Annotated in this window: 25 protein-coding genes; 14 read left to right on the forward strand and 11 right to left on the reverse strand. The window is 73.3% G+C overall.

Translation table 11 applies throughout. The annotated features are described in order from the left end of the window. Positions 1 to 11: 11 nt before the first annotated feature. A complete protein-coding gene (locus IE265_RS01785; RefSeq protein WP_190033467.1) occupies positions 12 to 1127 on the reverse strand; it encodes a GNAT family N-acetyltransferase in 1116 nt (371 codons plus the stop codon). A 141-nt stretch (positions 1128 to 1268) separates the two neighbouring features. Here IE265_RS01785 and fdxA point away from each other — a divergent pair, with 141 nt between their 5' ends. Together fdxA and IE265_RS01795 are read left to right on the forward strand one after the other, a co-directional pair. Continuing rightward, positions 1269 to 1589 carry a ferredoxin gene (fdxA, locus tag IE265_RS01790; RefSeq protein WP_190033468.1) on the forward strand — a complete coding sequence of 107 codons (321 nt, stop codon included), beginning with the start codon at positions 1269 to 1271 and terminating at the stop codon, positions 1587 to 1589. Positions 1590 to 1784: 195 nt separating this feature from the next. Then, positions 1785 to 2885, forward strand: coding sequence for a bifunctional succinyldiaminopimelate transaminase/glutamate-prephenate aminotransferase (locus IE265_RS01795; protein ID WP_190033469.1), 1101 nt, complete (start codon positions 1785 to 1787; stop codon positions 2883 to 2885). A gap of 255 nt (positions 2886 to 3140) precedes the next feature. Here the strand turns inward: IE265_RS01795 and IE265_RS01800 are convergent, their stop codons facing one another. Beyond that, a complete protein-coding gene (locus tag IE265_RS01800; protein ID WP_190033470.1) occupies positions 3141 to 3575 on the reverse strand; it encodes an ATP-binding protein in 435 nt (144 codons plus the stop codon). A 352-nt stretch (positions 3576 to 3927) separates the two neighbouring features. After that, positions 3928 to 4971: a VldE C-terminal domain-containing protein gene (locus IE265_RS01805; protein ID WP_190033471.1), complete on the reverse strand. Its 1044-nt coding sequence runs from the start codon at positions 4969 to 4971 to the stop codon at positions 3928 to 3930. Positions 4972 to 5139: 168 nt separating this feature from the next. Between IE265_RS01805 and dapE the strand changes: the two genes are divergently transcribed. Next, the gene (dapE, locus tag IE265_RS01810; RefSeq protein ID WP_190033472.1) at positions 5140 to 6219 is read left to right on the forward strand and encodes a succinyl-diaminopimelate desuccinylase; all 1080 of its coding nucleotides are present in this window, start codon (positions 5140 to 5142) and stop codon (positions 6217 to 6219) included. Positions 6220 to 6339: 120 nt separating this feature from the next. Further along, positions 6340 to 7098: an LOG family protein gene (locus IE265_RS01815; protein ID WP_190033473.1), complete on the forward strand. Its 759-nt coding sequence runs from the start codon at positions 6340 to 6342 to the stop codon at positions 7096 to 7098. 111 nt (positions 7099 to 7209) lie between these two features. Here the strand turns inward: IE265_RS01815 and folP are convergent, their stop codons facing one another. Continuing rightward, positions 7210 to 8070: a dihydropteroate synthase gene (gene folP, locus IE265_RS01820; protein WP_190033474.1), complete on the reverse strand. Its 861-nt coding sequence runs from the start codon at positions 8068 to 8070 to the stop codon at positions 7210 to 7212. Positions 8071 to 8209: 139 nt separating this feature from the next. Between folP and IE265_RS01825 the strand changes: the two genes are divergently transcribed. Together IE265_RS01825 and IE265_RS01830 are read left to right on the forward strand one after the other, a co-directional pair. Then, positions 8210 to 8560, forward strand: coding sequence for a DivIVA domain-containing protein (locus tag IE265_RS01825; protein WP_190033475.1), 351 nt, complete (start codon positions 8210 to 8212; stop codon positions 8558 to 8560). After that, positions 8557 to 9135 (forward strand): DNA-3-methyladenine glycosylase I, encoded by a 579-nt coding sequence (locus tag IE265_RS01830; protein ID WP_190033476.1) that lies wholly within the window; start codon positions 8557 to 8559, stop codon positions 9133 to 9135. The genes IE265_RS01825 and IE265_RS01830 overlap by 4 nt, the downstream gene beginning before the upstream one ends. A gap of 33 nt (positions 9136 to 9168) precedes the next feature. Here IE265_RS01830 and chcB read toward each other — a convergent pair whose 3' ends face one another. Continuing rightward, complete coding sequence (gene chcB / locus IE265_RS01835; RefSeq protein WP_190033477.1) at positions 9169 to 9975, reverse strand: 2-cyclohexenylcarbonyl CoA isomerase; 807 nt, start codon at positions 9973 to 9975, stop codon at positions 9169 to 9171. A 360-nt stretch (positions 9976 to 10335) separates the two neighbouring features. On the opposite strand from chcB, the gene IE265_RS01840 reads away from it, so the two are divergent. Next, positions 10336 to 10503, forward strand: a complete 168-nt coding sequence (locus tag IE265_RS01840) for a DUF3117 domain-containing protein (protein WP_003966491.1) — start codon at positions 10336 to 10338, stop codon at positions 10501 to 10503. 146 nt (positions 10504 to 10649) lie between these two features. Here the strand turns inward: IE265_RS01840 and IE265_RS01845 are convergent, their stop codons facing one another. Further along, entirely contained in the window at positions 10650 to 11348 is a 699-nt protein-coding gene (locus IE265_RS01845; RefSeq protein WP_308434768.1) for an O-methyltransferase, read from the reverse strand. A 216-nt stretch (positions 11349 to 11564) separates the two neighbouring features. On the opposite strand from IE265_RS01845, the gene sigE reads away from it, so the two are divergent. The 5 genes from sigE (at position 11565) to IE265_RS01870 (ending at position 17163) form a co-directional block, all read left to right on the forward strand. Beyond that, on the forward strand, positions 11565 to 12302 hold the full coding sequence (sigE, locus tag IE265_RS01850; protein ID WP_190033744.1) for an RNA polymerase sigma factor SigE: 738 nt from the start codon (positions 11565 to 11567) through the stop codon (positions 12300 to 12302). Next, positions 12299 to 13255 carry an anti-sigma factor family protein gene (locus tag IE265_RS01855; RefSeq protein WP_190033478.1) on the forward strand — a complete coding sequence of 319 codons (957 nt, stop codon included), beginning with the start codon at positions 12299 to 12301 and terminating at the stop codon, positions 13253 to 13255. The genes sigE and IE265_RS01855 overlap by 4 nt, the downstream gene beginning before the upstream one ends. Before the next feature lie 147 nt (positions 13256 to 13402). After that, the gene (locus IE265_RS01860; protein WP_190033479.1) at positions 13403 to 15448 is read left to right on the forward strand and encodes a trypsin-like peptidase domain-containing protein; all 2046 of its coding nucleotides are present in this window, start codon (positions 13403 to 13405) and stop codon (positions 15446 to 15448) included. A gap of 187 nt (positions 15449 to 15635) precedes the next feature. Further along, entirely contained in the window at positions 15636 to 16085 is a 450-nt protein-coding gene (locus IE265_RS01865) for a sec-independent translocase (RefSeq protein WP_190033480.1), read from the forward strand. Positions 16086 to 16506: 421 nt separating this feature from the next. Continuing rightward, complete coding sequence (locus tag IE265_RS01870) at positions 16507 to 17163, forward strand: hypothetical protein (RefSeq protein ID WP_190033481.1); 657 nt, start codon at positions 16507 to 16509, stop codon at positions 17161 to 17163. Positions 17164 to 17380: 217 nt separating this feature from the next. Here IE265_RS01870 and IE265_RS01875 read toward each other — a convergent pair whose 3' ends face one another. From IE265_RS01875 to IE265_RS01885, 3 genes are read right to left on the reverse strand one after another with little or no spacing between them, the layout of a single operon-like run. Then, positions 17381 to 18514: an Mrp/NBP35 family ATP-binding protein gene (locus IE265_RS01875; RefSeq protein ID WP_190033482.1), complete on the reverse strand. Its 1134-nt coding sequence runs from the start codon at positions 18512 to 18514 to the stop codon at positions 17381 to 17383. 44 nt (positions 18515 to 18558) lie between these two features. Next, positions 18559 to 19158 (reverse strand): DUF1003 domain-containing protein, encoded by a 600-nt coding sequence (locus IE265_RS01880; RefSeq protein WP_190033483.1) that lies wholly within the window; start codon positions 19156 to 19158, stop codon positions 18559 to 18561. Next, the gene (locus IE265_RS01885; RefSeq protein ID WP_190033484.1) at positions 19148 to 20440 is read right to left on the reverse strand and encodes a magnesium transporter MgtE N-terminal domain-containing protein; all 1293 of its coding nucleotides are present in this window, start codon (positions 20438 to 20440) and stop codon (positions 19148 to 19150) included. Before IE265_RS01885 ends, IE265_RS01880 begins: the two co-directional genes overlap by 11 nt. A gap of 250 nt (positions 20441 to 20690) precedes the next feature. Between IE265_RS01885 and IE265_RS01890 the strand changes: the two genes are divergently transcribed. Next, positions 20691 to 21449: a hypothetical protein gene (locus tag IE265_RS01890; RefSeq protein ID WP_190033485.1), complete on the forward strand. Its 759-nt coding sequence runs from the start codon at positions 20691 to 20693 to the stop codon at positions 21447 to 21449. Positions 21450 to 21749: 300 nt separating this feature from the next. On the opposite strand, the gene IE265_RS01895 is transcribed toward IE265_RS01890, so the two are convergent. Both IE265_RS01895 and IE265_RS01900 read right to left on the reverse strand, forming a co-directional pair. Continuing rightward, a complete protein-coding gene (locus IE265_RS01895; RefSeq protein ID WP_190033486.1) occupies positions 21750 to 22277 on the reverse strand; it encodes a hypothetical protein in 528 nt (175 codons plus the stop codon). A gap of 123 nt (positions 22278 to 22400) precedes the next feature. After that, complete coding sequence (locus tag IE265_RS01900; protein WP_190033487.1) at positions 22401 to 23510, reverse strand: magnesium and cobalt transport protein CorA; 1110 nt, start codon at positions 23508 to 23510, stop codon at positions 22401 to 22403. A gap of 525 nt (positions 23511 to 24035) precedes the next feature. Here IE265_RS01900 and IE265_RS01905 point away from each other — a divergent pair. Further along, positions 24036 to 24620 (forward strand): suppressor of fused domain protein, encoded by a 585-nt coding sequence (locus IE265_RS01905; protein WP_190033488.1) that lies wholly within the window; start codon positions 24036 to 24038, stop codon positions 24618 to 24620. Positions 24621 to 24628 lie beyond the last annotated feature (8 nt).

Here is a 24628-nt window from a genome sequence, read left to right on the forward strand (position 1 = left end):
CCCGTGCCCTTTCACGCCGATCGATATTGGTCGGGGGACCCGCCGCGCGCGTCCCCGTCGAGGCGCCGCCCCGCCTGCCCGCCGCCGGGTCCCTCCGCCACCGCGGGAGCGCGGTAGTGGTGGTACGCGTGGTGGGCGGCGAAGCCCATCCCGGCGTACAGCGTGCGGGCGCCCGCGTTCTCCTTCTCCACCTGGAGCCACGCCGCCGAGGCGCCCTCGGACAGGGCCCGGCGGGCGAGGGCCGCCATCACCGCGGTCGCCAGCCCCCGTCGGCGCGCCGACGGGTCCACCTCCACCGCGGCGAAGCCCGCCCACCGGCCGTCCACCACGCAGCGGCCGATCGCCGCGGGCGCGCCCGCCCCGGCACCGGGGACGGTCGCGAACCACACGGAGGGCCCGCTGCCCAGGACCTTGAGGGCCGCCTCGGTCAGACCCTTGCGCCCGTAGCCGCCGAGCCACGCCTCGTCGACCGTGCGGGAGAGGTTGACCGCGGGACCCGTGCCCGCCGGGCCCGTGCCCCCGGGACCCGGGTCCGTCAGGTCGCCGAGCGGTGCCAGCGCGCCGGTCCACAGCTCCGCGGTCACCTCGCGCGTCCAGCCCCGCCCCTCCAGTTCGGCGCCCAGCAGTTCCTGGGTGCCCGCGGCCCCCGTCGCCGTCTGGACGTACGCGGGCAGCTCCCGGGCCGCGTACCAGTCCTGGACGTACCGCAGGGCGCGGTCCAGCGGCAGGCCCGGATCGCCCAGCGGCAGCGCCGAGTTGGCGCGGCGGGTGAAACCGGCCGCCGCCCGCAGCTCCCAGCCGCCGAGCATCTCCCGCTCCACCGGCTGCCAGGCGCGCGCGGACACCCGGGCCAGCTCCTCGTACGACGCGGCCGGGCCCCGTCGGCGGGCGGGCGCGGACGGCACCACCTTGCCCGCCACCAGCGCCGATTCCGGAATCTGGACGCTTTCCCCGGACCGTCGTGTGATCAGCAGCACACCGTTGTCCCATGATGTGAGAACACCGACCGTGTCGGTGAACTTCTCACCCTCGGGGGCGTCTTCGACCACTCGCCGCACCGAGACGCGTTTTCCCACGTCAGCGGGGGTTACGCGGACCTCGAGCCGGATATGCGCAGAGAATTCCACAGCTCAGTCCAACCCTCCTGTTCGGATCATGCCCAAGAACGGAGATACTAGGTGCGGGCATCGACGACGCCGCGCTCCCGCGCGCCAGGTGGCGGAGCCTGAAGACGGCTCGCCAGCGCCCTATCGAGGAGGAACGACAGCGTGACCTACGTCATCGCGCAGCCTTGTGTCGACGTCAAGGACAAGGCGTGCATCGAGGAGTGCCCGGTCGACTGCATCTACGAGGGCCAGCGGTCCTTGTACATCCACCCGGACGAATGCGTCGACTGTGGTGCCTGTGAGCCGGTCTGCCCGGTCGAGGCGATCTTCTACGAGGACGACACTCCCGAGGAGTGGAAGGACTACTACAAGGCGAACGTCGAGTTCTTCGACGAGCTCGGCTCGCCCGGCGGCGCCAGCAAGCTGGGGCTGATCGAGCGCGACCACCCCTTCGTCGCGGGACTGCCGCCGCAGAACCAGTAGGCGGTACGTACGACGCCGTGCCCCGTCCGGCAGTGGCCGGCGGAGCACCGCCTCGGCCCCGTGCGGCCCCGCCGCCGTACGGGACCGGGGCGTTCGCCGTCCGCGCCCCGGGTGCGACCGCGGGCTCCGTGCGCGGGCGCCGTCCGTGCGCGCCGGCCGCTTGAGCGGTCCGTACGAGAAAGTGAGCCAGAACCCGTGTCCGCAGTCTCCGACCGGCTTCCCGCGTTTCCCTGGGACAAGCTGGAGCCCTTCAAGGCGACGGCCGCCGCTCACCCGGGCGGCATCGTCGACCTCTCCGTCGGCACCCCCGTCGACCCGGTGCCCGAGCTGATCCAGAAGGCACTCGTCGCGGCGGCGGACTCGCCCGGCTATCCCACGGTGTGGGGCACGCCGGAGCTGCGGGACGCCCTCGTGGACTGGTGCGGGCGGAGGCTGGGCGCCCTGGACCTCACCCACCGCAACGTGCTGCCGGTCGTGGGGTCCAAGGAACTGGTGGCCTGGCTGCCGACCCAGCTCGGACTCGGTCCAGGGGACACCGTGGCGTACCCGCGCCTCGCGTACCCGACCTACGAGGTCGGCGCCCGGCTGGCCCGCGCGGAGCACGTGGCCTACGACGACCCGACGCGGCTCGACCCCGAGGGCCTGAGGCTGCTGTGGCTCAACTCCCCGTCCAACCCGACCGGACGGGTGCTCCCGGCGGAGGAGCTCGCCCGGATCGTGGCCTGGGCCCGTGAGCACGGCGTCCTCGTCCTCGCCGACGAGTGCTACATCGAACTGGGCTGGGAGGCCGACCCGGTCTCGGTCCTGCACCCCGACGTGTGCGGCGGCTCGTACGAGGGGATCGTGTCGGTCCACTCGCTCTCGAAGCGGTCCAACCTCGCGGGCTACCGGGCCGCGTTCCTGGCCGGCGACCCCGCCGTCCTCGGCGACCTCCTGCAGGTCCGCAAGCACGGCGGCATGATGACGTCCGCGCCCACCCAGGCCGCCACGGCCGCCGCGCTCTCCGACGACACCCACGTCCGTGAACAGCGCGAGCGCTACGCGGCCCGCCGCACCGCCCTGCGCGACGCGCTCGTCGGGCACGGCTTCCGCATCGAGCACAGCGAGGCGAGCCTCTACCTCTGGGCGACCCGCGACGAGCCCTGCTGGGACACCGTGGCGCACCTGGCGGACCTCGGCATCCTGGTCGCGCCCGGCGACTTCTACGGGCCCGCGGGGGCCGAGTTCGTCCGCGTGGCCCTGACGGCGACCGACGAGCGGGTACGGGCGGCCGTGGAGCGGCTCGGGTCCCGGTAGCGGACCGCCCCGGGCACGGGAGGTCCTCCGGGCCCCGGAGCCCCGGTGGCGGCATTGCCCCGGGCCCCCGACGCCCTCCGGTCCGGAGGGCCCCCGGTGCCCCGCCCCGGGCGCTGCGCGTATCCCGTGCGTCCCCCGGGGCGCGGCGGTGCCCCGGGGGACGCGCCCCACGCACCGTTCCCGCCCATTGGGCCCGGGCGCACGCGAAGGGTCCAGGGAGGACCCTGGACCCTTCGCGGACGGGCGCCCCGGCGACTAGCCGAGCGGCAGACCCTTCAGCGGCAGCGACTCGGCGGGCAGCGCGCCCTTGCCGACGGCGTCGGTGGGCAGACCCCCACCGGCCGACTCCGCGGCGTCGCCCAGCACTCCGCTCGCGGTCCCGGCGACGTCCCCGGCCGCCTTCTGGGCGGCGGGCGTCGCCTTCTTGACGGCCTTGCCGCCCGTCTTGCCGGTGGCCGGCACCGCCTTCTTCACGGCCTTGCCGCCCGGGTTGCCCGCCAGCCCGGTCGCGTGCCGCGTGGCACCGTCGAGGCTGCTGCCGGCGGTGTCCAGCGAGGTCAGGCCGCCGAGGTCGGGTGCGGCCGGCAGTTCGGCCGCGCTCGCGGAGCCGGCCGCACCGACCACGGGCGCCGCTCCCGCTGCGATGAGCAGCGCGGCACGGGCGATCCGACGGGTCAGGGGGAGGGACATGGTGCTCCTTAGACGGAAGACAACGATGAAGTGTCCTGACGGGCCCGGCAGTTGGCCGACTGGTTGCCGACCGGCCGTCGATCGACCGGCTGTTGATCGTTCCGGGCTCGGACGCAGTGACTACCGCTCGAAGTCCGCGAAGGTTTCGCTGGCCCGACGTAAAGAGTTCGCAATGCGTCGCATTATCGGCTGCGGAGAAACCCGGGCAAAGAGCGTCCGGCGAGAGGGCGTGCGTAATCCCCGCAGCCCTTTGTTCCCAACGGATTCGGACGACCGGCGAACGGGCGGGCGAGCGCCCGGGCGGGCGGTGGCGGGCCGTGCCCCGTGTACCTCCGACGAGTGAGGACCCGTACTACTGCCCGGTGACGATCCGGACCGCCTCCGTGTTGCTCCGCCCGCCCGGCGCGGCCGAACCGGCCGACCCGTCGGTGCGCCACCCGCTGTCCCTGCTCCCCGACGTCCACACCCGGCCCGCGTACGAGACCTGCTCGACGCGCAGCGCCGCGGAGTTGGCCACGGCCCAGTGCGCGAGGACCCAGCCGCGGCGGCGTTCGCCGCCCTCGGCCTCCGATGTCCTCGGGACCGGCAGGGTCAGGGTTCGACGGCCTCCGGTGCCGCCCGCCGTCGCCGCGGGGGACGCGGGGCGCGAGGCGGCAGAGGAGGCAGAGGGGGCAGATGAGGAGGTCGACGTGTCGTCCCGGGGTGCCTCGGAGGCGGCGCCCGCCATCTCGGCCCCCACCTCCTGGAACGCGTCGCGGCCGAAGTCCCGGACGAGCGCGGCCCGCACCGCGTCCGGACCGCCCGCGCGCACTTCCTGGCGGCCCTCGCAGGTCAGCGTGGCGGCGGCGCGCCCGGTGAGCGCCGCCGCGAGAAGCGTGGCGTCCGGCTCGTGCTTCGCGTACGCGTCCGGGAAGCCGCTGCGCTGGACGCGCTGCGCGGCGACCGTGAGGGGGAGGTCCTCGTAGTCCCGGACCTTGTCCAGATGCTTGTAGAACTCGCCCGCCGCGTACGTCGGGTCCATGATCTCGCGCTCCGTGCCCCAGCCCTGCGACGGCCGCTGCTGGAACAGGCCCAGCGAGTCCCGGTCGCCGTGCCGGATGTTGCGCAGGGCGGACTCCTGGAGCGCCGTCGCCAGCGCGATCGTGACCGCCCGCTCGGGCATGCCGCGATTGGTGCCGACGGCGGTGATCGTCGCCGCGTTCACCGCCTGCTCGGTGGTGAACTCGTACGAGGCGCCGTCGTCCTTTCCGGAGACGACCGTGCACTTCGGCTCGCCCGTGCCCCCGGTGAGGTACTGCACGGCGAGATAGCCCGCGACGGCGAGCAGAACGACGAGGGCCGCTCCGAAACGGAAGAGGCGGCCGCGGCGTACGGGAGTGGGGGACGGCTCTGGCACGGGTACAAGGTACTGGAGAGTACGGTCGGTGTTCGGTGAGCCTGTGGACAAGTGCGCGAAGGCACTCCCGGCCGGGCCCGGAGGGCGTCCCGCGGGGCGTCACGGGGCGCCCGTCCGGCGCTCCGGGCCGCGGCCGGGCGCCCGCGGGCGGGCGTTAGGGTCGACGGCATGGCCGAGACCCCGCTTGACCTCACGCTGGACGCTGCCCGCCTGACCGCGCAGCTCGTCGACTTCCCCTCCGAGAGCGGCACCGAGAAGCCCCTCGCGGACGCCGTCGAGGCCGCGCTGCGCGCCCTGCCGCACCTGACAGTCGACCGCCACGGCAACAACGTCGTCGCGCGGACGCACCTGGGACGGGCCGAGCGCGTGATCCTGGCCGGCCACATCGACACCGTCCCGATCGCGGACAACGTGCCGTCGCGGCTCGACGAGGACGGAGTGCTGTGGGGCTGCGGCACCTGCGACATGAAGTCGGGTGTCGCCGTCCAGCTGCGGATCGCGGCCACGGTCCCGGAGCCCAACCGCGACATCACCTTCGTCTTCTACGACAACGAGGAGGTCGCCGCCCACCTCAACGGCCTGCGGCACGTGGCCGAGGCCCACCCCGACTGGCTCGAGGGGGACTTCGCGGTCCTCCTGGAGCCGTCCGACGGGCAGGTCGAGGGCGGCTGCCAGGGCACCCTGAGGGTCCTGCTGAGGACCACGGGCGAGCGGGCGCACTCGGCGCGCGGCTGGATGGGCTCGAACGCCGTCCACGCGGCCGCGCCGGTCCTCGCGCGCCTCGCCTCGTACGAGCCGCGCCGTCCCGTGATCGACGGCCTGGAGTACCGCGAAGGGCTGAACGCCGTCGGGATCTCGGGCGGGGTGGCGGGCAACGTGATCCCCGACGAGTGCGTGGTCACCGTGAACTTCCGCTACGCGCCCGACCGCACCGAGGAGGAGGCGCTGGCCCACGTCCACGAGGTCTTCGCCGGCTGCGGCGTCGAGGAGTTCGTGGTCGACGACCAGAGCGGAGCGGCGCTGCCCGGGCTCTCCCACCCGGCCGCGGTCGCGTTCATCGAGGCCGTGGGCGGCACTCCGCAGCCCAAGTTCGGCTGGACCGACGTCTCCCGCTTCAGCGCGCTCGGCGTCCCCGCGGTGAACTACGGCCCCGGCAACCCGCACTTGGCGCACAAGCGGGACGAGCGCGTCGACACCGCGAAGATCCTCGCGGGCGAGGAGCGGCTGACGGCCTGGCTGACCTCCTGAACCCCGCCCGGCCCCGCCCGGTGCGCCCGGCAGTTCATGGCGGACATGCCGGCGTCCCCCCTCCGTAACCCGCGTAGATCTACGCTGAGGTGGAACGATCGCCAAGCGGAGGGAGCGGACATGGCTACCGGCAATCCCGAGGGCAGCAAGCAGCCACCGGAGGAGCAGCGGCTGGGCCCCGTGCTGCGCAGGCGGGACCAGGTGCAGTCGAGTACGACGGACCAGCGGCTGCTGGACGCGGGCGGGCCCTCGGACTGGGTCCACACCGATCCCTGGCGGGTGCTGCGCATCCAGTCGGAGTTCATCGAGGGCTTCGGGACCCTGGCCGAACTCCCGCCCGCCATCAGCGTGTTCGGCTCGGCCAGGACGCCCGCCGACTCGCCCGAGTACGCGGCGGGCGTGGCTCTCGGACGCGGCCTGGTCGAGGCGGGGTTCGCCGTGATCACCGGCGGCGGACCCGGGGCCATGGAGGCCGCCAACAAGGGCGCGTGCGAGGCGAAGGGCATCTCCGTCGGACTGGGCATCGAGCTGCCCTTCGAGCAGGGGCTCAACCCCTACGTCGACATCGGACTCAACTTCCGCTACTTCTTCGTGCGCAAGATGATGTTCGTCAAGTACGCGCAGGGGTTCGTGGTCCTGCCCGGCGGTCTGGGCACCCTCGACGAGCTTTTCGAGGCCCTCACCCTGGTCCAGACGCAGAAGGTCACCCGCTTCCCCATCGTGCTCTTCGGCACGGAGTACTGGGGCGGGCTGGTCGACTGGCTCAGGAACACGCTGATCGCCCAGGGCAAGGCCTCGGAGAAGGACCTGCTCCTGTTCCACCTCACGGACGACGTGGACGAGGCGGTGGCCCTGGTCTCGAAGGAGGCCGGGAGGTAGCCCGGTCCCGCGCGGGGCGCGCGGGCTCCCGGCGGGCCGCCCGCCGGGAGCCCGGCCCGTCCCGGGGCTCCGCCCGGTGCCCGTCCTCGGCGGGGGAGGCCGGTGAGGCCTCTAGGCCAGGCCCCGGCGCGCGACCGCCGGGGGGCGGTGTCCCGCGATCGCGGCCACCATGTCGAGCACCTGCCGTGTCTCGGCCACCTCGTGCACGCGGTACACCTGCGCCCCCAGCCACGCGGACACCGCCGTCGTGGCCAGGGTGCCCAGCAAGCGCTCCTTGACCGGACGGTCGAGGGTCTCGCCCACGAAGTCCTTGTTGGACAGCGACACCAGCACCGGCCACCCCGTGGCGGCCATCTCGCCCAGCCGCCGCGTGGCCTCGAGGCTGTGCCGGGTGTTCTTGCCGAAGTCGTGCCCCGGGTCGATCAGCACCGACTCGCGGGGCACCCCGAGCGAGACGGCGCGCTCGGCCAGGCCGACCGTGACCTCCAGGATGTCGGCCATCACGTCCTCGTACGCGACGCGGTGGGGCCGGGTGCGCGGCCGGGTGCCGCCCGCGTGGGTGCAGACCAGCCCCGCGCCGTACCGCCCGGCGACCTCCGCGAGCCGTGGATCGAAGCCGCCCCACGCGTCGTTGAGCACGTCAGCGCCCGCCTCGCAGACGGCCTCGCCGACGTCGTGCCGCCAGGTGTCGACGCTGATGACGACGTCGGGGAAGCGCCGCCGCACCTCGGCGACGAAGCCCACCGTGCGGCGCGCCTCCTCCTCGGCCGTGACCTCCTCGCCCGGCCCGGCCTTCACCCCGCCGATGTCGATGATCGCGGCGCCCTCGGACACGGCCTGCTCCACGCGCGCGAGCGCCGGCTCGTCGCGGAAGGTGGCCCCCTGGTCGTAGAAGGAGTCCGGGGTCCGGTTCACGATCGCCATGATCACCGGCTCGTGCGCGCCGAATTCGCGCCTGCCCAGCCTGAGCATCCCCTGTGACCTCTCCCAGTCGTCGTCGCCGTAGGACCGCCTGCGACCCTAACCGTCAGAGTCGCATGGCACGATCGGTGCCTGACACTTTCCGCGCCGACGCGCCCCGCGTCGGCACCAGAGCGTGGGGACCTCAGCGATGTTCATGTTCTTGTTCCTGGTCGTCGCCCTCGTGGTCGTGGTCGGCGCGGTGACCCTCTCCGTCGTGGGCGGCGGGGAGAGCGGCGCCCTCGCCGAGGCCCCGCCCGAGCGCCTCCGCGACCCGCTGCCCGCCGACCGGCCCGTGCACCGGGGCGACGTGGAGGCCCTGCGCTTCCCGCTCACGCTGCGCGGCTACCGCATGGCGGACGTGGACGAGGCCCTCGGCCGCCTCGGCGCCGAACTGTCCGAGCGGGACGCCCGGATCGCCGACCTGGAGGCCGCGCTCGCCGGCGCGCGCGCCGCCCGTGCCACGTCCCTGGAGAAGCCCTCGGGGGAGGACCGCCGATGAGTGACGCCCGCAAGGGGCCCGACGGCGCCCTGCGCTGCCCCTGGGCCCTGTCCACCGAGGACTACGTCGCCTACCACGACCAGGAGTGGGGCCGCCCGGTCCACGGCGACGACGCGCTGTACGAGCGGCTCTGCCTGGAGGCCTTCCAGTCGGGGCTGTCGTGGCTCACGATCCTGCGCCGCCGCGAGGGCTTCCGCGCCGCCTTCGCCGGCTTCGCGATCACCGAGGTGGCCGCCTTCACGGAGGCCGACAAGGAGCGCCTGCTCGCCGACGCGGGCATCATCCGCAACCGCGCCAAGATCGAGGCGACCGTCGCCAACGCGCGCGTGCTCGCCGACTGGTCCCCGGGCGACCTGGACACGCTGATCTGGTCGTACGCGCCCGACGCGGCGTCCCGTCCCGCCCCCGAGGCCCTCGCGGACGTGCCGGCGGTCACCGACGAGTCGACGGCCCTCTCCAAGGCCCTGAAGAAGCGGGGCATCCGCTTCGTGGGGCCGACCACGGCCTACGCCCTGATGCAGGCGTGCGGCCTGGTCGACGACCACCTTGCGGACTGCGTGGCCCGCGGCCGCTGAACCGGCCGCGGGCGCCGCGGTCCGCCGGGCGCCTCAGCGCCCCAGGTACTTCGGCTTCTCCTTGTCGACGAAGGCCTGCACGGCGATCGTGTGGTCCTCGGAGGAACCCGCCCGGGTCTGGAGCTCGTCCTCCTTCTCCAGGCTCTCGTCCAGTGAGTGGGAGAGGGCGTGGGCGAGGGACTCCTTGAGCGCCGCGTAGGCGAGCGTCGGGCCCTCGGCCAGCGCGCGCGCCACCTTCACGGCCTCGGCGGCCAGATCGGCCGCGGGCACGACGCGGTTGGCGATGCCCAGGTCGTACGCCTCCTGCGCGCCGATGCTGCGCGGGAAGAGCAGCAGGTCGGCGGCCCGGCCGGGGCCGACGACGCGCGGCAGCGTCCAGGAGATGCCCGAGTCGGCGGTCAGGGCGACCCCGGCGAACGAGGTGTTGAACGTGGCGGTGTCCGCGACGATCCGGTAGTCCGCCGCCAGGGCGAAGCCGAAACCGGCGCCGGCCGCGACGCCGTTGACCGCCGCCACCACGGGCTTCGCGGCGCCGGTCAGGGCCCGCACGATCGGGTTGTAGTGCTCACGGACCGTGCTCATGACGCCCTCGTCCGAGCCCGACTCGCGCGCCGCGAGGAGGCCGCCGATGTGCTCCTTGAGGTCCTGGCCCACGCAGAACGCCCGCTCGCCCGCCGCGGTCAGCAGCACGGCCCGTACGGAGCTGTCGGCCGCCGCGGCCTGCGCCGCGTCCCGGAGGGCGACCTTCGTCCCGGTGTTCAGCGCGTTCATCGCCTCGGGGCGGTTCAGCGTGATGGTCGCGAGTCCGTCGCTCACCTCGTAGAGCACGGTGTCGGCCATGGCGGTCCTCTCCGGTGTCGCGGCTCCGACGTACCCGTCGGTACGTCTGCGTCTGAGGACAGCATGGCGGAGATCGCGGGGAGCGGTGAGGTCCGGACATGTGACCTGCGTCAAAGAATTCCGGCCGCCGGAAGTCCATGCGGCGGCGCAGTATCGCAGCCACTTCGGCGAATTGAGTGGTTTTGCTCAAGCGCGTTGCGCAAGCGATGCCGACTGATGTTGGTCATCGGGTCCTGAGATGCGGGATAATGGCTTGGAAGCAATGTGTTCGATGCCGGTGACGCGTGTCCGACGAGAGGATGCGTGCCCTTCAGTGGGGCCGTCGGCGACGATGAGCTGGTTTCAGGAAGGGGAACGAGCATGGCGGCCATGAAGCCGCGGACGGGCGATGGCCCGCTCGAGGTGACCAAGGAGGGGCGGGGCATCGTCATGCGCGTTCCGCTCGAAGGCGGCGGTCGGCTCGTCGTCGAGCTGACCCCGGACGAGGCGGACGCGCTCGGCGACGCCCTCAAGAAGGTCGTCGGCTGACGCGGAACGCGACCATACCTGTCAGCTGCCCCGGCATCGTCACGCGATGCCGGGGCAGCTGACGTACAGGGGCACGCCAATGGCGTGCCCCTGTGGCGTTTGTGCAGGTCAAAGGGTGTTCCAGGGTGAGCCGTGGACGGGGCGTGTCAGCGCTTGACCGCGCACAGCAGGCCGTCGCCGACCGGCAGCAGCGAGGGCACGAGGTCCTGGCTCTCGCGGATCGCGCGCAGCAGTTCGCGCAGCCGCAGCACCTCGGTGGGCTGCGGTCCCGACTCCACGGTCCGGCCGTTCGCGAAGACGCCCTCGAAGACGACCAGGCCGCCCGGCCGCAGCAGGCGCAACGATTCAGCGAGGTAGTCCAGGCACTCCAGCCGGTCGCCGTCGCAGAAGACGAGGTCGTACCCGGCGTCCGCGAGCCGGGGCAGGACGTCCAGCGCGCGGCCCGGGATGAAGCGGGCGCGATTGCTGGCGAAGCCGGACGCGCGGAAGGCCTGGCGGGCGAACTGCTGGTGCTCCGGCTCCGGATCGACGGTCGTGAGTACACCGTCCGGCCGCATGCCGTGCAGCAGATGAATTCCGGATACGCCGGTGCCGGTCCCGATCTCCGCGACCGCCTTCGCGTCCACGGTGGCGGCCAGCAGCCGCAGGGCGGCGCCCGTGCCGGGCGACACCGAGCGCAGCCCCGCGTCCCGGGCGCGGTCCCTCGCCCAGTGCAGTGCCTCGTCCTCGGCGACAAAGGCGTCGGCGAACGCCCAGCTCGTCAGCCGGTTGCCGGTAATGGCCCTCTCCTGTCCCCGTGGTTGCCTGGGCGTGACTGTATCCGTTGCCGCCGGGAACCCGCAGATGGGACCAGTCGTTCACAAGGGGGTGCGGGACTACGCGGGGGGAAGCCGATGGACGAGGACGGCCGGCAGGTGCTGACGCAGCCATATGAGCGCGTATCAATTTCTCGTAAAACCGCTTATCCGGAGCTAACGGGCGAGGTGGCTATGGTAGGTGCTCCACTGGACACCACCAGAGCCGACAGGGGAGGTGCGGCCGAGCCTGTGGATCGGGGAGGGGTGCTCAGGCGCCTGCTCAGATCAGCGGGTGAGCCGAAATCCGTGAACGACACCGCTGACCGATCCCTCCCTCATTCTCGACTTCGTTCGAGCGGGGGGACCCGCATCGCCGACTCCGCCCAGACCGCGACCTTCACGTCCGACGCGGACTCGCAGGCGTGGACTCCGCCCACCTGGGAGGAGATCGTCAGCACGCACAGCGGCCGGGTCTACCGTCTGGCGTACCGCCTGACGGGAAACCAGCACGATGCCGAGGACCTGACCCAGGAAGTCTTCGTCAGGGTCTTCCGCTCACTGTCGACGTACACGCCGGGCACCTTCGAGGGCTGGCTGCACCGCATCACCACCAACCTGTTCCTCGACATGGTCCGCCGCAAGCAGCGCATCCGTTTCGACGCCCTCGGCGACGACGCGGCCGAGCGCCTGCCCAGCCGCGAGCCGTCCCCGCAGCAGGTCTTCAACGACACGCACTTCGACGCGGACGTCCAGCAGGCACTCGACACGCTCGCGCCGGAATTCCGCGCCGCGGTCGTGCTCTGCGACATCGAGGGCCTCTCGTACGAGGAGATCGCCGCGACCCTGGGCGTCAAGCTCGGCACGGTCCGCAGCCGCATCCACCGCGGCCGCTCCCAGCTGCGCAAGGCCCTGGCCCACCGGTCGCCCGAGGCACGGGCCGAGCGCCGCGGGTTCGCGGTGACCGGAGTGCCCGCACTGGGAGGAGGGGGCGGGACCACGTGAGCGGATCACGGCTGAACCCTGCCGACCGGCCCCTCGCCGAACAGCACCTCGGAGACCGGCTCTCCGCCTTGGTCGACGGCGAACTCGGGCACGAGGCGCGCGAGCGCGTCCTGTCCCACCTCGCCACGTGCGCGCGCTGCAAGTCGGAGGCCGACGAGCAGCGGCGACTCAAGAACGTCTTCGCGGAGGTGGCCCCGCCGCCGCCCTCGGAGAGCTTCCTCGCCCGTCTCCAGGGACTCCCCGGCGGGGACGGCACGGACGGTGACGGACCCCCGCTCGGCGGGAGAGGCTTCGGCGCCCCCGGGGTCTTCGACATGACACCGGGCTCCTTCGGCTACGCGCCGTCGGGCGTCCACTCCGCCGTGCTGCCCTCGGGGCAGCGCGGGTTCCGCATCCACGACATGAACCGCCGCGAGGCCGAGCGGTCGGCGTCACGCGGGCTGCGCTTCGCGGCCGCCGCGGCCGGAGCCGTCTCGCTCGCTGCGATCGCGCTCGGCGGGGTGTCGACCGGCGTACCCGCCGACACCTCCGACACACGGGGCGGATCGGGGTCCGGCAGCAATGTGACGCCCATGCGGAGCGCCGGCGCCGCGGGCACCGCCAACTCGGACAACCAGCGCCGGCGCGGCGTCGCGCCGCTGCTCGCACAGGGCCAGCGGTCCTTCACCGGAGAGGGCGGGGCGCAGACCGGTATGTCGGCGCCGCTGCTGCCCGGGGCACCCGCGCCCGGCACCGCGTCGACCGTCGGGCAGGGGGCCCGCCCGCTGCACACGCTGGCGACCCCCGTGCTGGTCGGTGCCGCCGCCATGTCGCCGCTCATACGTCCCTTCACCCCGGCGCCACCCGTCACGCTCACCACGTGGTCGGCGGGCCAGGAGGTCGACACGTCGGTGCTTCCGGTGCTGCCGCCGTTCACCTCGTCCGCCTCACCCTCGCCTTCCACCTCCGGCTGACCCGGCTCTCTGCGCGACGGCCCGGGAACCTGGTTGAATCCAGGGGATGTGCCGTGCCCGCCGCAGTGACCCCGGGCGCGGAGTCGACAAACCGCGGTGGCCGCCGACGTGCAGTGCCGCGGGTCAGGCGTGGGGAGTACGACCAGCATGGACGAGGGGAAGCCCACGAGGCCGAAGTGGTGGAGCCGGCCCCGAACCCATGTGCCGGACTCCGCCCGAGCGGAGGCCGTGGCCGCGACGGACGGCGCGAGCGGCGTTCACGGGGGCGGCACGGACGGCGACTTCGAGTTGGAGAAGCCCGCGGGAGCGCGCGCCGGGGACGGCCCGTCCGCCACGGACCCGTCCGCCGGCGGCAGCGGCTCGGCGCCCATACCCGCGCCCGCGCCGGAGCCCCTCGCCGCGCCCGCCCCGGAGCCTCTCGCCGCGCCCGCGCCGGAGCGCCTCGCCGCGCCCGCGCCGGAGCCCCTCGCCGCGCCCGCCCCGGAGCCCGATCCGGCGCCCGTCCCGGCGCTGGGGACCGTTCCGGTCCGGGACGACGTGGCGGCCGGAGCGGGCACGGGAGGCGAGCGGCCCCGCCCCCTCCACGACCCCGACCCCTACAGCACCCCGCCCTACGGCCGGCCCGGCCCCTGGGCCCCCGCACCGCCTGTGCAGCACCCGGGGACGACCCCCGCCCACGGGACCGCCGTCGGGGCCGCGGCCCCGCACCGGGACCTGACCCCGGGAGCCGGACCGGAACCGGCCGCCCCGCACGGCGTCCCCGGACCCGCGCTGCCTCCGGGCCAGCACCGGTCCGACGTCCCCGGTCCGGGCGGTCCGGGCGGTCCGGGCGGCCCGGGCGGCCCGGGCCACCCGGGCCACGGGTTCCTGCCCCCGGCCGGCCCTCCCGGCGAGGGCGACTTCCCCTTCCCCGCCCCGGCGCGCGCTTCCGCCCCCGAGCCCGGTGCCGCCCCGTTCCCCGCCGGCCCCGAACACGGCGGAACCGGCCCGGCCGCGCACAGCCCCTGGCAGAACTACGACCCCTGGGCCGCCGCACCCCTCCAGCACAACGGAGCGGCCGCCGAGAGCGTGGCCGCCCGCCGAGGCCGTACGCGCAGGGCACTGGTCCTCGGCGCCGCACTCCTCGCGCTGGCCTCCGGAGGCGTCGGCGGGGCCGTGGGCGCCTATCTGGAGCGCAACGGCGGCATCGACGACGTGGAGCTGCCGCAGGCCGACACCGAGGCCGAGGGACGGGCACCGGACAGCGTGGCCGGCATCGCGGCCAGCGCGCTGCCCAGCGTCGTCACGCTGCATGTGAGCGGATCGGACGCGCAGGGCACCGGCACCGGATTCGTCCTCGACCGGCGCGGCCACATCCTCACCAACAACCACGTCGTCGACCCGGCGGACGGCTCCGGCGGGATAACGGTCACCTTCAGCGGCGGCCAGACCGCCAAGGCCGAGGTCGTCGGGCACGACAGCGGCTACGACCTCGCCGTCGTCAAGGTGAAGGGTGTCAGCGGCCTCAAGCCCCTCCCGCTCGGCAACTCCGACAACGTGCAGGTCGGCGACCCGGTGGTGGCCATCGGCGCCCCCTTCGACCTGGAGAACACCGTCACCGCGGGCATCATCAGCGCCAAGGAGCGCCCCATCACGGCGGGCGGCGAGGAGGGCGACGGCAGCGACATCTCGTACGTGGACGCGCTGCAGACGGACGCCCCGATAAACCCGGGCAACTCCGGTGGTCCGCTGGTCGACTCCAAGGCCCGGGTCATCGGCATCAACAGCGCCATCCGCTCCGCCGACAGCGGCTCCGCCCCGGAGAACGGCCAGTCCGGTTCGATCGGCCTCGGTTTCGCCATCCCCATCAACCAGGGCAAGCGCGTCGCCGAGGAACTCATCAACACGGGCAAGGCCACCCACCCGGTCATCGGCGTGACGCTGGACATGGAGTACACGGGCGACGGGGCCCGCGTGGGAGCCGAGGCGGCCGACGGCGGACCCCCGGTCACCCGCGGCGGCCCCGGCGACCGGGCCGGCATCGAGGCCGGCGACGTGATCACCGAGGTCGACGGGCAGCGCGTGCGCTCCGGTGAGGAGCTCATCGTCAAGACCCGCGCCCACCGCCCGGGCGACCGGCTGGAGCTGACGCTGGAGCGCGACGGCCGGGAGCGGACGGTCGCACTGGTCCTCGGTTCCGCCGACGGCGACTGACCGGGACGTCCCGGGAGGTGGCCGAAAGGCCCCGTCCCGTACGCGCGGCGGGCCGGGCCACCGCCGCCCGCCACCCGGCCGGAGGTCGCGGGACAGTACCGGACGGACAGGTGGTCCGGGTACCGTGGACCCGGCCCGGACCACGGAAGACCTGCCGAGGGCCGAGGACATCGCGAGGAGCTGCAAGGTGTTCAATGACATAGGAGTTTTCGAGCTGGTGACGCTCGTCGTGCTCGCTGTGCTCGTCTTCGGTCCGGACAAGCTCCCGAAGGTGATCCAGGACGTCACCCGCACCATCCGCAAGATCCGTGAGTTCTCGGAGAGCGCCAAGCAGGACATCCGTGAGGAACTCGGCCCCGAGTTCAAGGACTTCGAGTTCGAGGACCTCAACCCCAAGACGTTCATCCGCAAGCAGTTGGACAACGACGAACTGGGGCTCAAGGAGATCCGCAACGGCTTCGACCTGAAGAAGGAGATGGCCGAGGTCACGGACGCCGTGCACGGCCGCGAGTCGGACTCCTCGTCGGCTTCGCCCGCCTCGTCGTCGGCGGCCTCCGGCGGCAGCGTCGACATGACGAAGAAGCGCGAGAAGCTCGACGCGGACGAGCGCCCGCCGTTCGACTCCGACGCCACCTGAGCCCGCCGGCACCCGCGCGACCGGGCCCGCGAGAGGCCCGCGCCGGGAGCGCCCACGACCCGTGAGCCCTCGAGCGGACCGGCGATTCCCCTTCCGCGCCTCCGCCCAATCCGCCTCCGCCTCTTCCCTTCTGCGCCTCCGCCTCTCCCCCCAGGCGCTTCCCGCCTTCCCCGAGCGGTGCGACCCGCCGGGCCGCCGAAGTGTCACGCGTCACGTCGCGCAGGGGCCAACGGGCCGCCCACCGGCCCGATTCCAGCAGGTCGCGGAGGCCGGACGCGACGCGTACGCGACCCACTGGGCGACCGGTTTCCCGGCTCACCGGGGAGCTGTGGCTATCCTGCCTAGTTGTTGTGCGGACCGGAAGGACGCCCGAAGGGGGGCGGGCCGCCCCGGTCCGACGAGAGCGAGGAGGCGTCCGGGCATGGAGACGACAAGTCGGGTAGGCGCGCAGGCGCCGGCCGCGGAGGGTGGACAACAGGACCCCTTCGCCCGGGGCACGGTCGACGGCTACCTGCTGGCGCCCTTCCCCTGGTACGGCCTCGACGAGGCCTTCACCGGGGAGCGCCGGCTGATGCAGGTCGGCGCGGCGGCCGACGGGGCCGTCGAGCACGGCTCGATCGGGCACGGCGACGAGCCCTCGGTACGCGGCGAGACCGCGGAGGACAAGGAGCGCTTCGCGGTCGTCGTCACCGTCGCGGCCAACCCCGTACGGCGCAGTGCCGACGGCACGGGACTCATGGAGGCCACCTCGGTGTCCTCCGCGGCGTGGCTCGCGGGGGTCGGGCTGCTGTCCTTCACCTGGCCCGGCCAGATGGACCACACCCTGCGCGACGACTGGCTGGACCAGCAGACCGAGACGGCGTGGGTCCTCGCGGACGACCTGGACGGCTCGGACTGGTCGACGCTGTCCCTCCCGGTGGACGGCGTCCCGACGACCTTCCACTACCGGGAGTCGGAGTTCGGCTGGGTCCTCGCCGGATCCACCCGGGAAGGCGTCCACCTGGGCGCGTACGGGCGCGGGATGAGCGCGTACGGCCTGGGCTTCGCCATGATCAAGGACATCGCCACGTACGCGTAGGGCGCGTCGGCGCGGAACGTACGCGCGGCACATGTGCGGAAGGGGGCGCCGTCGGGTGACGGCGCCCCCTTCGCGTGTGCGGCGGGGCCGGGGCCGCCGGGCGGCGTCGGCCTCCCGGGCGCCGGGCCGGACCCGTAGGCCTGCACGGGCGCCCGGGACGGCACCGGTGTGCGGGCGGCCGGACCCGGGGCGCGGGTCCGGCCGCCCCGGGCGGGACCTAGAACTTGTTGCGCGGGGTGATGCCGAGGGACATGCCCGACAGGCCGCGCTGGCGGCCCCCGAGCTTTCCGGCGATGGAGCGCAGGGCCGAGCCGGCCGGGGAGTCGGGGTCGGTGAGGACCACCGGCCTGCCCTCGTCGCCGCCCTCGCGCAGGCGGACGTCGATCGGGATGGAGCCGAGGACCGGGACCGTGGCGCCCGTGGTGCGGGTCAGTCCGTCGGCCACGCGCTGGCCGCCGCCGCTGCCGAACACGTCGACCATCTCGTCGCAGTGCGGGCAGGGCAGGCCGGCCATGTTCTCCACCACGCCGACGATCTTCTGGTGGGTCTGGACGGCGATGGAGCCGGCCCGCTCGGCGACCTCTGCGGCGGCCTGCTGCGGGGTCGTCACGACGAGGATCTCCGCGTTCGGGACGAGCTGCGCGACCGAGATCGCGATGTCGCCCGTGCCCGGCGGGAGGTCCAGGAGCAGGACGTCCAGGTCGCCCCAGAAGACGTCCGCGAGGAACTGCTGGAGCGCGCGGTGGAGCATCGGGCCGCGCCACACCACGGGGGCGTTGCCGGGTGTGAACATGCCGATCGAGATGACCTTCACGCCGTGCGCCGACGGCGGCATGATCATGTTCTCGACCTGGGTGGGCCGCCCGTCGGCGCCCAGCATGCGCGGCACCGAGTGGCCGTAGATGTCGGCGTCGACGACACCGACCTTCAGCCCGTCCGCGGCCATCGCCGCGGCGAGGTTGACCGTCACGGAGGACTTCCCGACACCGCCCTTTCCTGAGGCGACCGCGTACACGCGGGTCAGCGAGCCCGGCTTCGCGAAGGGGACCTCGCGCTCGGCCTGGCCGCCGCGCAGGGCCGACGCCAGCTCACGCCGCTGCTCGTCGCTCATCACGTCCAGGACCACGTCGACACCCGTGACTCCCTCGACGGCGGCGACCGCCTTCGTCACGTTCTCCGTGATCGTCTCTCGCATCGGGCAGCCGGAGACGGTCAGGAACACCGCGACAGCGACCGAGCCGTCCGCACCGATCTCCACCGATTTGACCATCCCGAGTTCGGTGATGGGCCGCTGGATCTCGGGGTCGTTCACCGTCGCCAGCGCTTCGCGCACCGCGTCTTCCGTAACCATGGGGTCGATGGTACGGCGCCCGGGCGGGGGGCCGGAAAGCCCCGTCACCGGTCGTCTACGTCACGTCCCCGCGGCCGTTCTGCCGGGAATACGACACGGGCGCCGCCGTGGCCGTCCGAACGGCGCTCCTCCAGCTCCTTGACCAGGTCCTCCAGCTCGGAGCGGATCCAGTCGCGGGTGGCGACCTCGCCGAGCCCGGCGCGCAGCGCCGCGATCTCCCGGGTCAGGTATTCGGTGTCCGCGATGGACCGCTCATTCTGCTTGCGGTCCTGTTCGAGGTTGACCCGGTCGCGGTCGTCCTGCCGGTTCTGCGCGAGCAGGATCAGCGGGGCCGCGTACGAGGCCTGGAGCGAGAGCATCAGGGTCAGGAAGATGAACGGATAGCTGTCGAAGCGCAGGTCGCGCGGCGCTGAGACGTTCCACACCACCCACAGGATGATCGCGACCGTCATCCAGACGATGAACCGTCCGGTGCCCAGGAACCGCGCGATCCGCTCCGACAGGCGGCCGAAGGCCTCGGGGTCGTACTCGGGGAGGAACCGGCGCCGCCGCGGCTGCGGCTGGTCGAGCCGGACGCGCGGCCGGCCGGCGGTGCCCGCCCCGGTCGCGGCCCGTTCGCGGGCGGCCTCTCGCTCAGGAGCCATGAGGGACCCCCTCCCCGGACGGCTCCTCGTCCAGGTGGAACTCCGTCTCGCGCCAGTCGTCGGGCAGCATGTGGTCGAGGACGTCGTCCACGGTGACCGCCCCGAGCAGCGAGCCGCTCTCGTCGACGACGGGCGCCGCGACCATGTCGTACGCGGCGAAGAAGCCGGCCACGACCGGCAGCTCGGCCTCCGGGTCCAGCGGCTGGAGGTCGTCGTCGAGCATCGAGCCGACGAGCGTGTACGGCGGGTCGCGCAGCAGCCGCTGGAAGTGGACCGTGCCGAGGTACTTGCCCGTCGGGGTCTCGTCCGGCGGGCGGCACACGTACACCTGGGCGGCCAGGGCGGGGGACAGGTCGGCGTTGCGCACCCGGGCGAGCGCGTCGGCGACGGTCGCGTCGGGCCGCAGCACGATCGGCTCGGTCGTCATCAGTCCGCCCGCAGTGCGCTCCTCGTACGCCATCAGCCGCCGTACGTCCGCCGCGTCGTCCGGGCGCATCAGGGCCAGCAGCCGCTCCTTGTCGTCCTCCGGCAGCTCGCCCAGCAGGTCGGCCGCGTCGTCGGGGTCCATCGCCTCCAGCACGTCCGCGGCGCGCTCCTCCTTGAGCTTGCCGAGGATCTCGATCTGGTCGTCCTCGGGCAGCTCCTCCAGGACGTCGGCGAGCCGGTCGTCGTCGAGCGCGGCGGCCACCTCACCGCGCCGTTTCGGGGAGAGGTGGTGCAGGACGTTCGCGAGGTCGGCCGGGCGCAGCTGCTCGAACGTGGCGAGCAGGTTCTCCGCGCCCTGCCCGTGCTCCTCCAGCGAGAAGCCGGTGACGGCCGACCAGTCGACCACCAGCGTCTCGCCCTTGGCCCGTCTGAACGCGCCGGTCTTGCCCCTGCGCACGAAGACCCGGTCGATCTCCCAGTCGCGGCGGGCGGGCAGTTGCTGGATGGAGATGTCCAGTACGGTGACCTCCTCGTCGGCCCCGCCGAGCCGCACGCGCCGGTCGAGGAGCTCACCGAGGACCAGCCGTTCGGTGGGCCGCTGCTCGAAGCGGCGGACGTTTAGCACGCCGGTGGTGATGACCTGGCCGGACTCGATGCCGGTCACCCGGGTCATGGGCAGGAAGATGCGGCGCCGGGTGGAGAGTTCGACGACGAGGCCGAGCAGCCGGGGAGGCCGCCGCCCGACGCGGAGCATCGCGACCAGGTCGCGCACGCGTCCCACCTGGTCGCCGTTCGGGTCGAAGACGGCGACGCCGGCGAGGTGCGAGACGAAGATCCTGGGGGCGCCTGCCGCCATGCCCGCGCCTCCTTCTTCGTACGGGCTTCGGTACGGGGTTCGGTACGGGGTCCGGGTGCGGAGTCCGGGCACGGGTCTCGGTACGGGCGGATTTGAACTGCGGTGTCCGCTCGGGTCGGCTTCAGGCTAGCCCGTCCCGGTCGGATACGCCCTGGTGAGCGGTGCGGACGGACTGACTCCGAGTGGCGCGGGGAGCCCCGGTACGCTGCGGTACGCGTTGAGGACACCCGCACGAGAGGCAGCGCCACCTGTGACTGCGATTCCCCAGGGACGTACCCGTAAGGCCGTGTTGGCGAGCGCCGTGTGCGCGCTGGTCGTGACGGGCACAGGGTTGACGGGGTGCGGCGGCGAGGACCCCGACGCGGGGACCAACGGGGTGGGGAAGCTGCCCCCCGCCAAGATCCAGAGCAGGACCCAGTCGGCGGCCAGGGCGGCGGAGACGGTACGGCTGTCCGGGGCCGTGGTCAGCAACAAGCGCACCTACAAGCTGGACATGCGGCTCAAGGGCGACGGCGGCACCGGCTCGGTCACCTCCAAGGGCACGACGTTCCGGCTGCTGCGCGTGGGTGAGCACCTCTTCATCAAGGCCGACGCGGAGTTCTGGGGCCATCAGGACGGCAAGAGCGACGACGACTCGTCGGACGCGGCGGCCGCGGACAAGCTGCAGGGCATGTTCGTGAAGGTCCCCAAGGGCGACCCCGCCTACCAGCAGCTCAGCATCTTCACCGACAAGGACGTCCTGCTCGACGGACTGCTCTCGCTGCACGGGAAGCTCGGCACGGACGGCCACCACGAGCAGCGCGGCGTCCGGACGATCCGGATCACGGGTGACGAGGGCTCGGGCGGCAAGCTCGACGTCTCCCTGGAGGGCAAGCCGTACCCGCTGCTGCTGGTCCGTGCGGGCGGCGCGGGCACCCTGCGCCTGACGGACTGGAACCAGGAGTTCGCCCTGAAGGAGCCGGAGAAGGACGAGACGGTGGACTACGGGCAGCAGCTCCCGTCCTCGTAGGCGCCCCGCCGTTCCGCGGGGGTGCCGGGCCGACCCGTGACGGTGCCGTTCCGCGGGGGTGCCGGGCCGTCCCGTGACGGTGCCAGGCCGCGGGAGGGTTGTCGGGGGCGCGCGTCCGGCCCCCTGCCGTCCGGACCCGTCCCGGCCCGACTCGTCCCGGCCCGACTCGTCCGACCCGTGCGTGGGACCGGTGGTCGCCCGTCACGGGCCTGCGCCGCCCGTCACGGGCCCGTACGCGCGACGGCAGGGCGCCCGGGGGCCCCGACCGGCCAGGCGCCGCGCCGGGCCGGGCGAGGGCGCTCAGCCGCGCTTGCGCCGCTTGAGGAGCAGACGGGGGAGCCCGGCCGGCATCTCCCGCCGGGTGGTCGCCGGGGTCGCCGGCGGAGCCGCCGCCAGCGAGCCGTCCGGCAGCGCGTCCGTGCCGCCCGTCGGCACCAGCCGCAGCACCCGGCACTCGCGGGCCCAGCGCTCCGGCACGGCCTCGCCGTCCGGGGCGTTGAGCCGCTTGCCCTTCAGTTCGGCCACGGCCGCGTCCCACTCCGGGGTCCCGGGAGCCGCCTCCACCACCGAGGCGGACCAGGAGACGAGCCGCCCGCCCTTGTCCTTGCTGCGGACGGTGACCGACGCGGTGCCCCCGTCGACGAGTCCGGGCAGCGGCTGCTCGCCCGGTCCGTCGCCCACCAGGCACATCGCCCCGTCGTGCCAGACGTGCCACACCGGACGGGACGGCACCCCGGATTCCGCGACACCGTCGCCCCGCACCCAGACGAGGCCGGACTTCTTCGTGGCCTCCTCGACGAGGGCCTGGTCGAGCAGCAGATCCGTCATGCGGCCCAGCCTAGGGGGTGCGGCCGGCGGCGGTCCCGGCCGGACCCGCGACGATCCGAACGCCCTCGCGGCGTGTGCCGGCCGCCCGTCCGGGCCCCGGGCACGGCCGCGCCCCGCCGCCCTTCAGAGCCAGCCGTTGCGCTTCAGGGTCCGGTGGATGGCGAAGCAGATGCCGACCGTGACGCCGAGCACCAGCGGGTAGCCGAACCTCCAGCGCAGTTCCGGCATGTAGTCGAAGTTCATGCCGTACACGCCGCAGACCATCGTCGGGACGGCGATGATGGCCGCCCACGAGGTGATCTTGCGCATGTCCTCGTTCTGCGCGACGGAGGCCTGCGCGAGGTTGGCCTGGAGGATCGAGTTCAGCAGTTCGTCGAAGCCGACGACCTGCTCCTGCACGCGAGCGAGGTGGTCGGCGACATCGCGGAAGTACTTCTGGATGTCGGGGTCGATCAGTCGCATCGGACGCTCGCTCAGCAGCTGCATGGGCCGCATCAGCGGGGACACCGCGCGCTTGAACTCCAGCACCTCGCGCTTGAGCTGGTAGATCCGCGCGGAGTCGACACCGCGGGAGACCCCGCCCCTGCGCCCCGGCGAGAACACCTCGGTCTCGACCTCGTCGATGTCGTCCTGCACGGCGTCGGCCACCGCGATGTAACCGTCGACGACATGGTCGGCGATGGCGTGCAGCACGGCCGAGGGGCCCTTGGAGAGCAGTTCGGGGTCGTCCTGGAGGCGGTGCCGCAGCGCCCGCAGCGAGCCCTGCCCGCCGTGCCGCACGGTGATGAAGAAGTCCCGGCCGGTGAAGCACATGACCTCGCCGGTCTCCACCACCTCGCTGGTCGCGGTGAGTTGGTCGTGCTCGACGTAGTGGATCGTCTTGAAGACGGCGAACAGGGTGTCGTCGTAGCGCTCCAGCTTCGGCCGCTGGTGGGCGTGCACGGCGTCCTCGACGGCCAGCGGGTGCAGCCCGAACTCGGCCGCGATGCCCGAGAATTCGGCCTCCGTCGGCTCGTGCAGGCCGATCCAGGCGAACCCGCCGTCCCGGCGCACCTGGCGGATCGCCCGGCGCGGGGTGAGCGTGTCGTCGGAGGCGAGCCGAACGCCGTCGCGGTACACCGCGCAGTCCACCACGGCCGAACTCGACCCGGCCTCGCGGGTGGTGTCGTACGTGCCGCCGTCCTTGCGCGGCGAGGGGCGGACGGCGGCACGCAGGTCGCGGATCATCGACATGGCAGGCTCCTTCGCGAACGAGAGCGGCCGACGACGGTTGGAACTGCCCGGAATGGGGACGTCCTGAGTGCGGATGTTTGGCACGTCCACAAAGCGGGGAGCACCGCACCGTCGCGGTGGCGGCTTCGCTACTGATACAGATCAGAGAAATCAGACAGATCAGGCAAAACGAAGTGCTCTTCCGTCGTGTCCCGGACAGGCGTGGCGCGCGTACGGAAGGCGGCAGCCAGCAGAGCGCTCGGTGAAGGGCTCAGTGGCCGGAAGAGCGGGTGGTACTGCACGGTCGACTTCGATCCATGGAGCCCCACCTCCTCCGGCCGGTCCCCCGTGGGGGAGGTCCATCCCCCGTGGGGGAGTCTCACGCGTCGAGACTGCGGGCCGGGACTCGAGAGCGACGCTTCTGCGTGCTGCCCCGACCAGCGGCCAAGACTATCAGCCGACTGAAGTGTCAAGTCCTTGCTTTGCCCGTTGTTGGCCAACGGGCCGCGCGGCGTGCGCCGCCGCGGCGCGGCCTATGCTCGGCCCATGGCTGATGTTCTTCCCCTGGTGGAGGCCCGGTTGCGCAGTGCGCTGGGCGAACCCGACGCACGCGCCGCGGTGACCTTCCTCGGCACGGACCGCGTCGAGGTGCTCCGCTTCACCGACGGCGACATCGTCCGCTACGCGACGCTCGGCATGTCGGCCCGTCCGATGACCGACCCCACGTCCGTCGTGGCGGACCCGGTGGCGGGGCCGCGCGCCGAACTGGTCGTCTCCGTACGCGCGGGCCGCGCCGACACGGACAAGGTGCTCCGCCCCCTCGCCGTACTCGCCGCTTCCCCGCAGGTCGAAGGGCTGGTCGTGGCTCCGGGCGCCTCGCTCGACGTGGGCGAGCCGCTGTGGCCCGGCGCGCCCTACACCTCCGTACTGGTCGCCGAGCCGGGCGGTCTGGTCGAGGACCTGGAACTGGACGCGCCCCTCGAACCCGTGCGGTTCCTGCCACTGCTCCCCATGACGCCGAACGAGGCGGCCTGGAAGCGCGTCCACGGGGCGCAGGCTCTCCAGGAGCGCTGGCTCGCGGGCGGGACGGACCTGCGCGACCCCTCCCGCAGGTCCGTCCCGCTGGACTGACCCCCAAC

Origin of the sequence: Streptomyces fructofermentans (genome assembly GCF_014651055.1) — a bacterium.
Classification (GTDB): domain Bacteria; phylum Actinomycetota; class Actinomycetes; order Streptomycetales; family Streptomycetaceae; genus Streptomyces; species Streptomyces fructofermentans.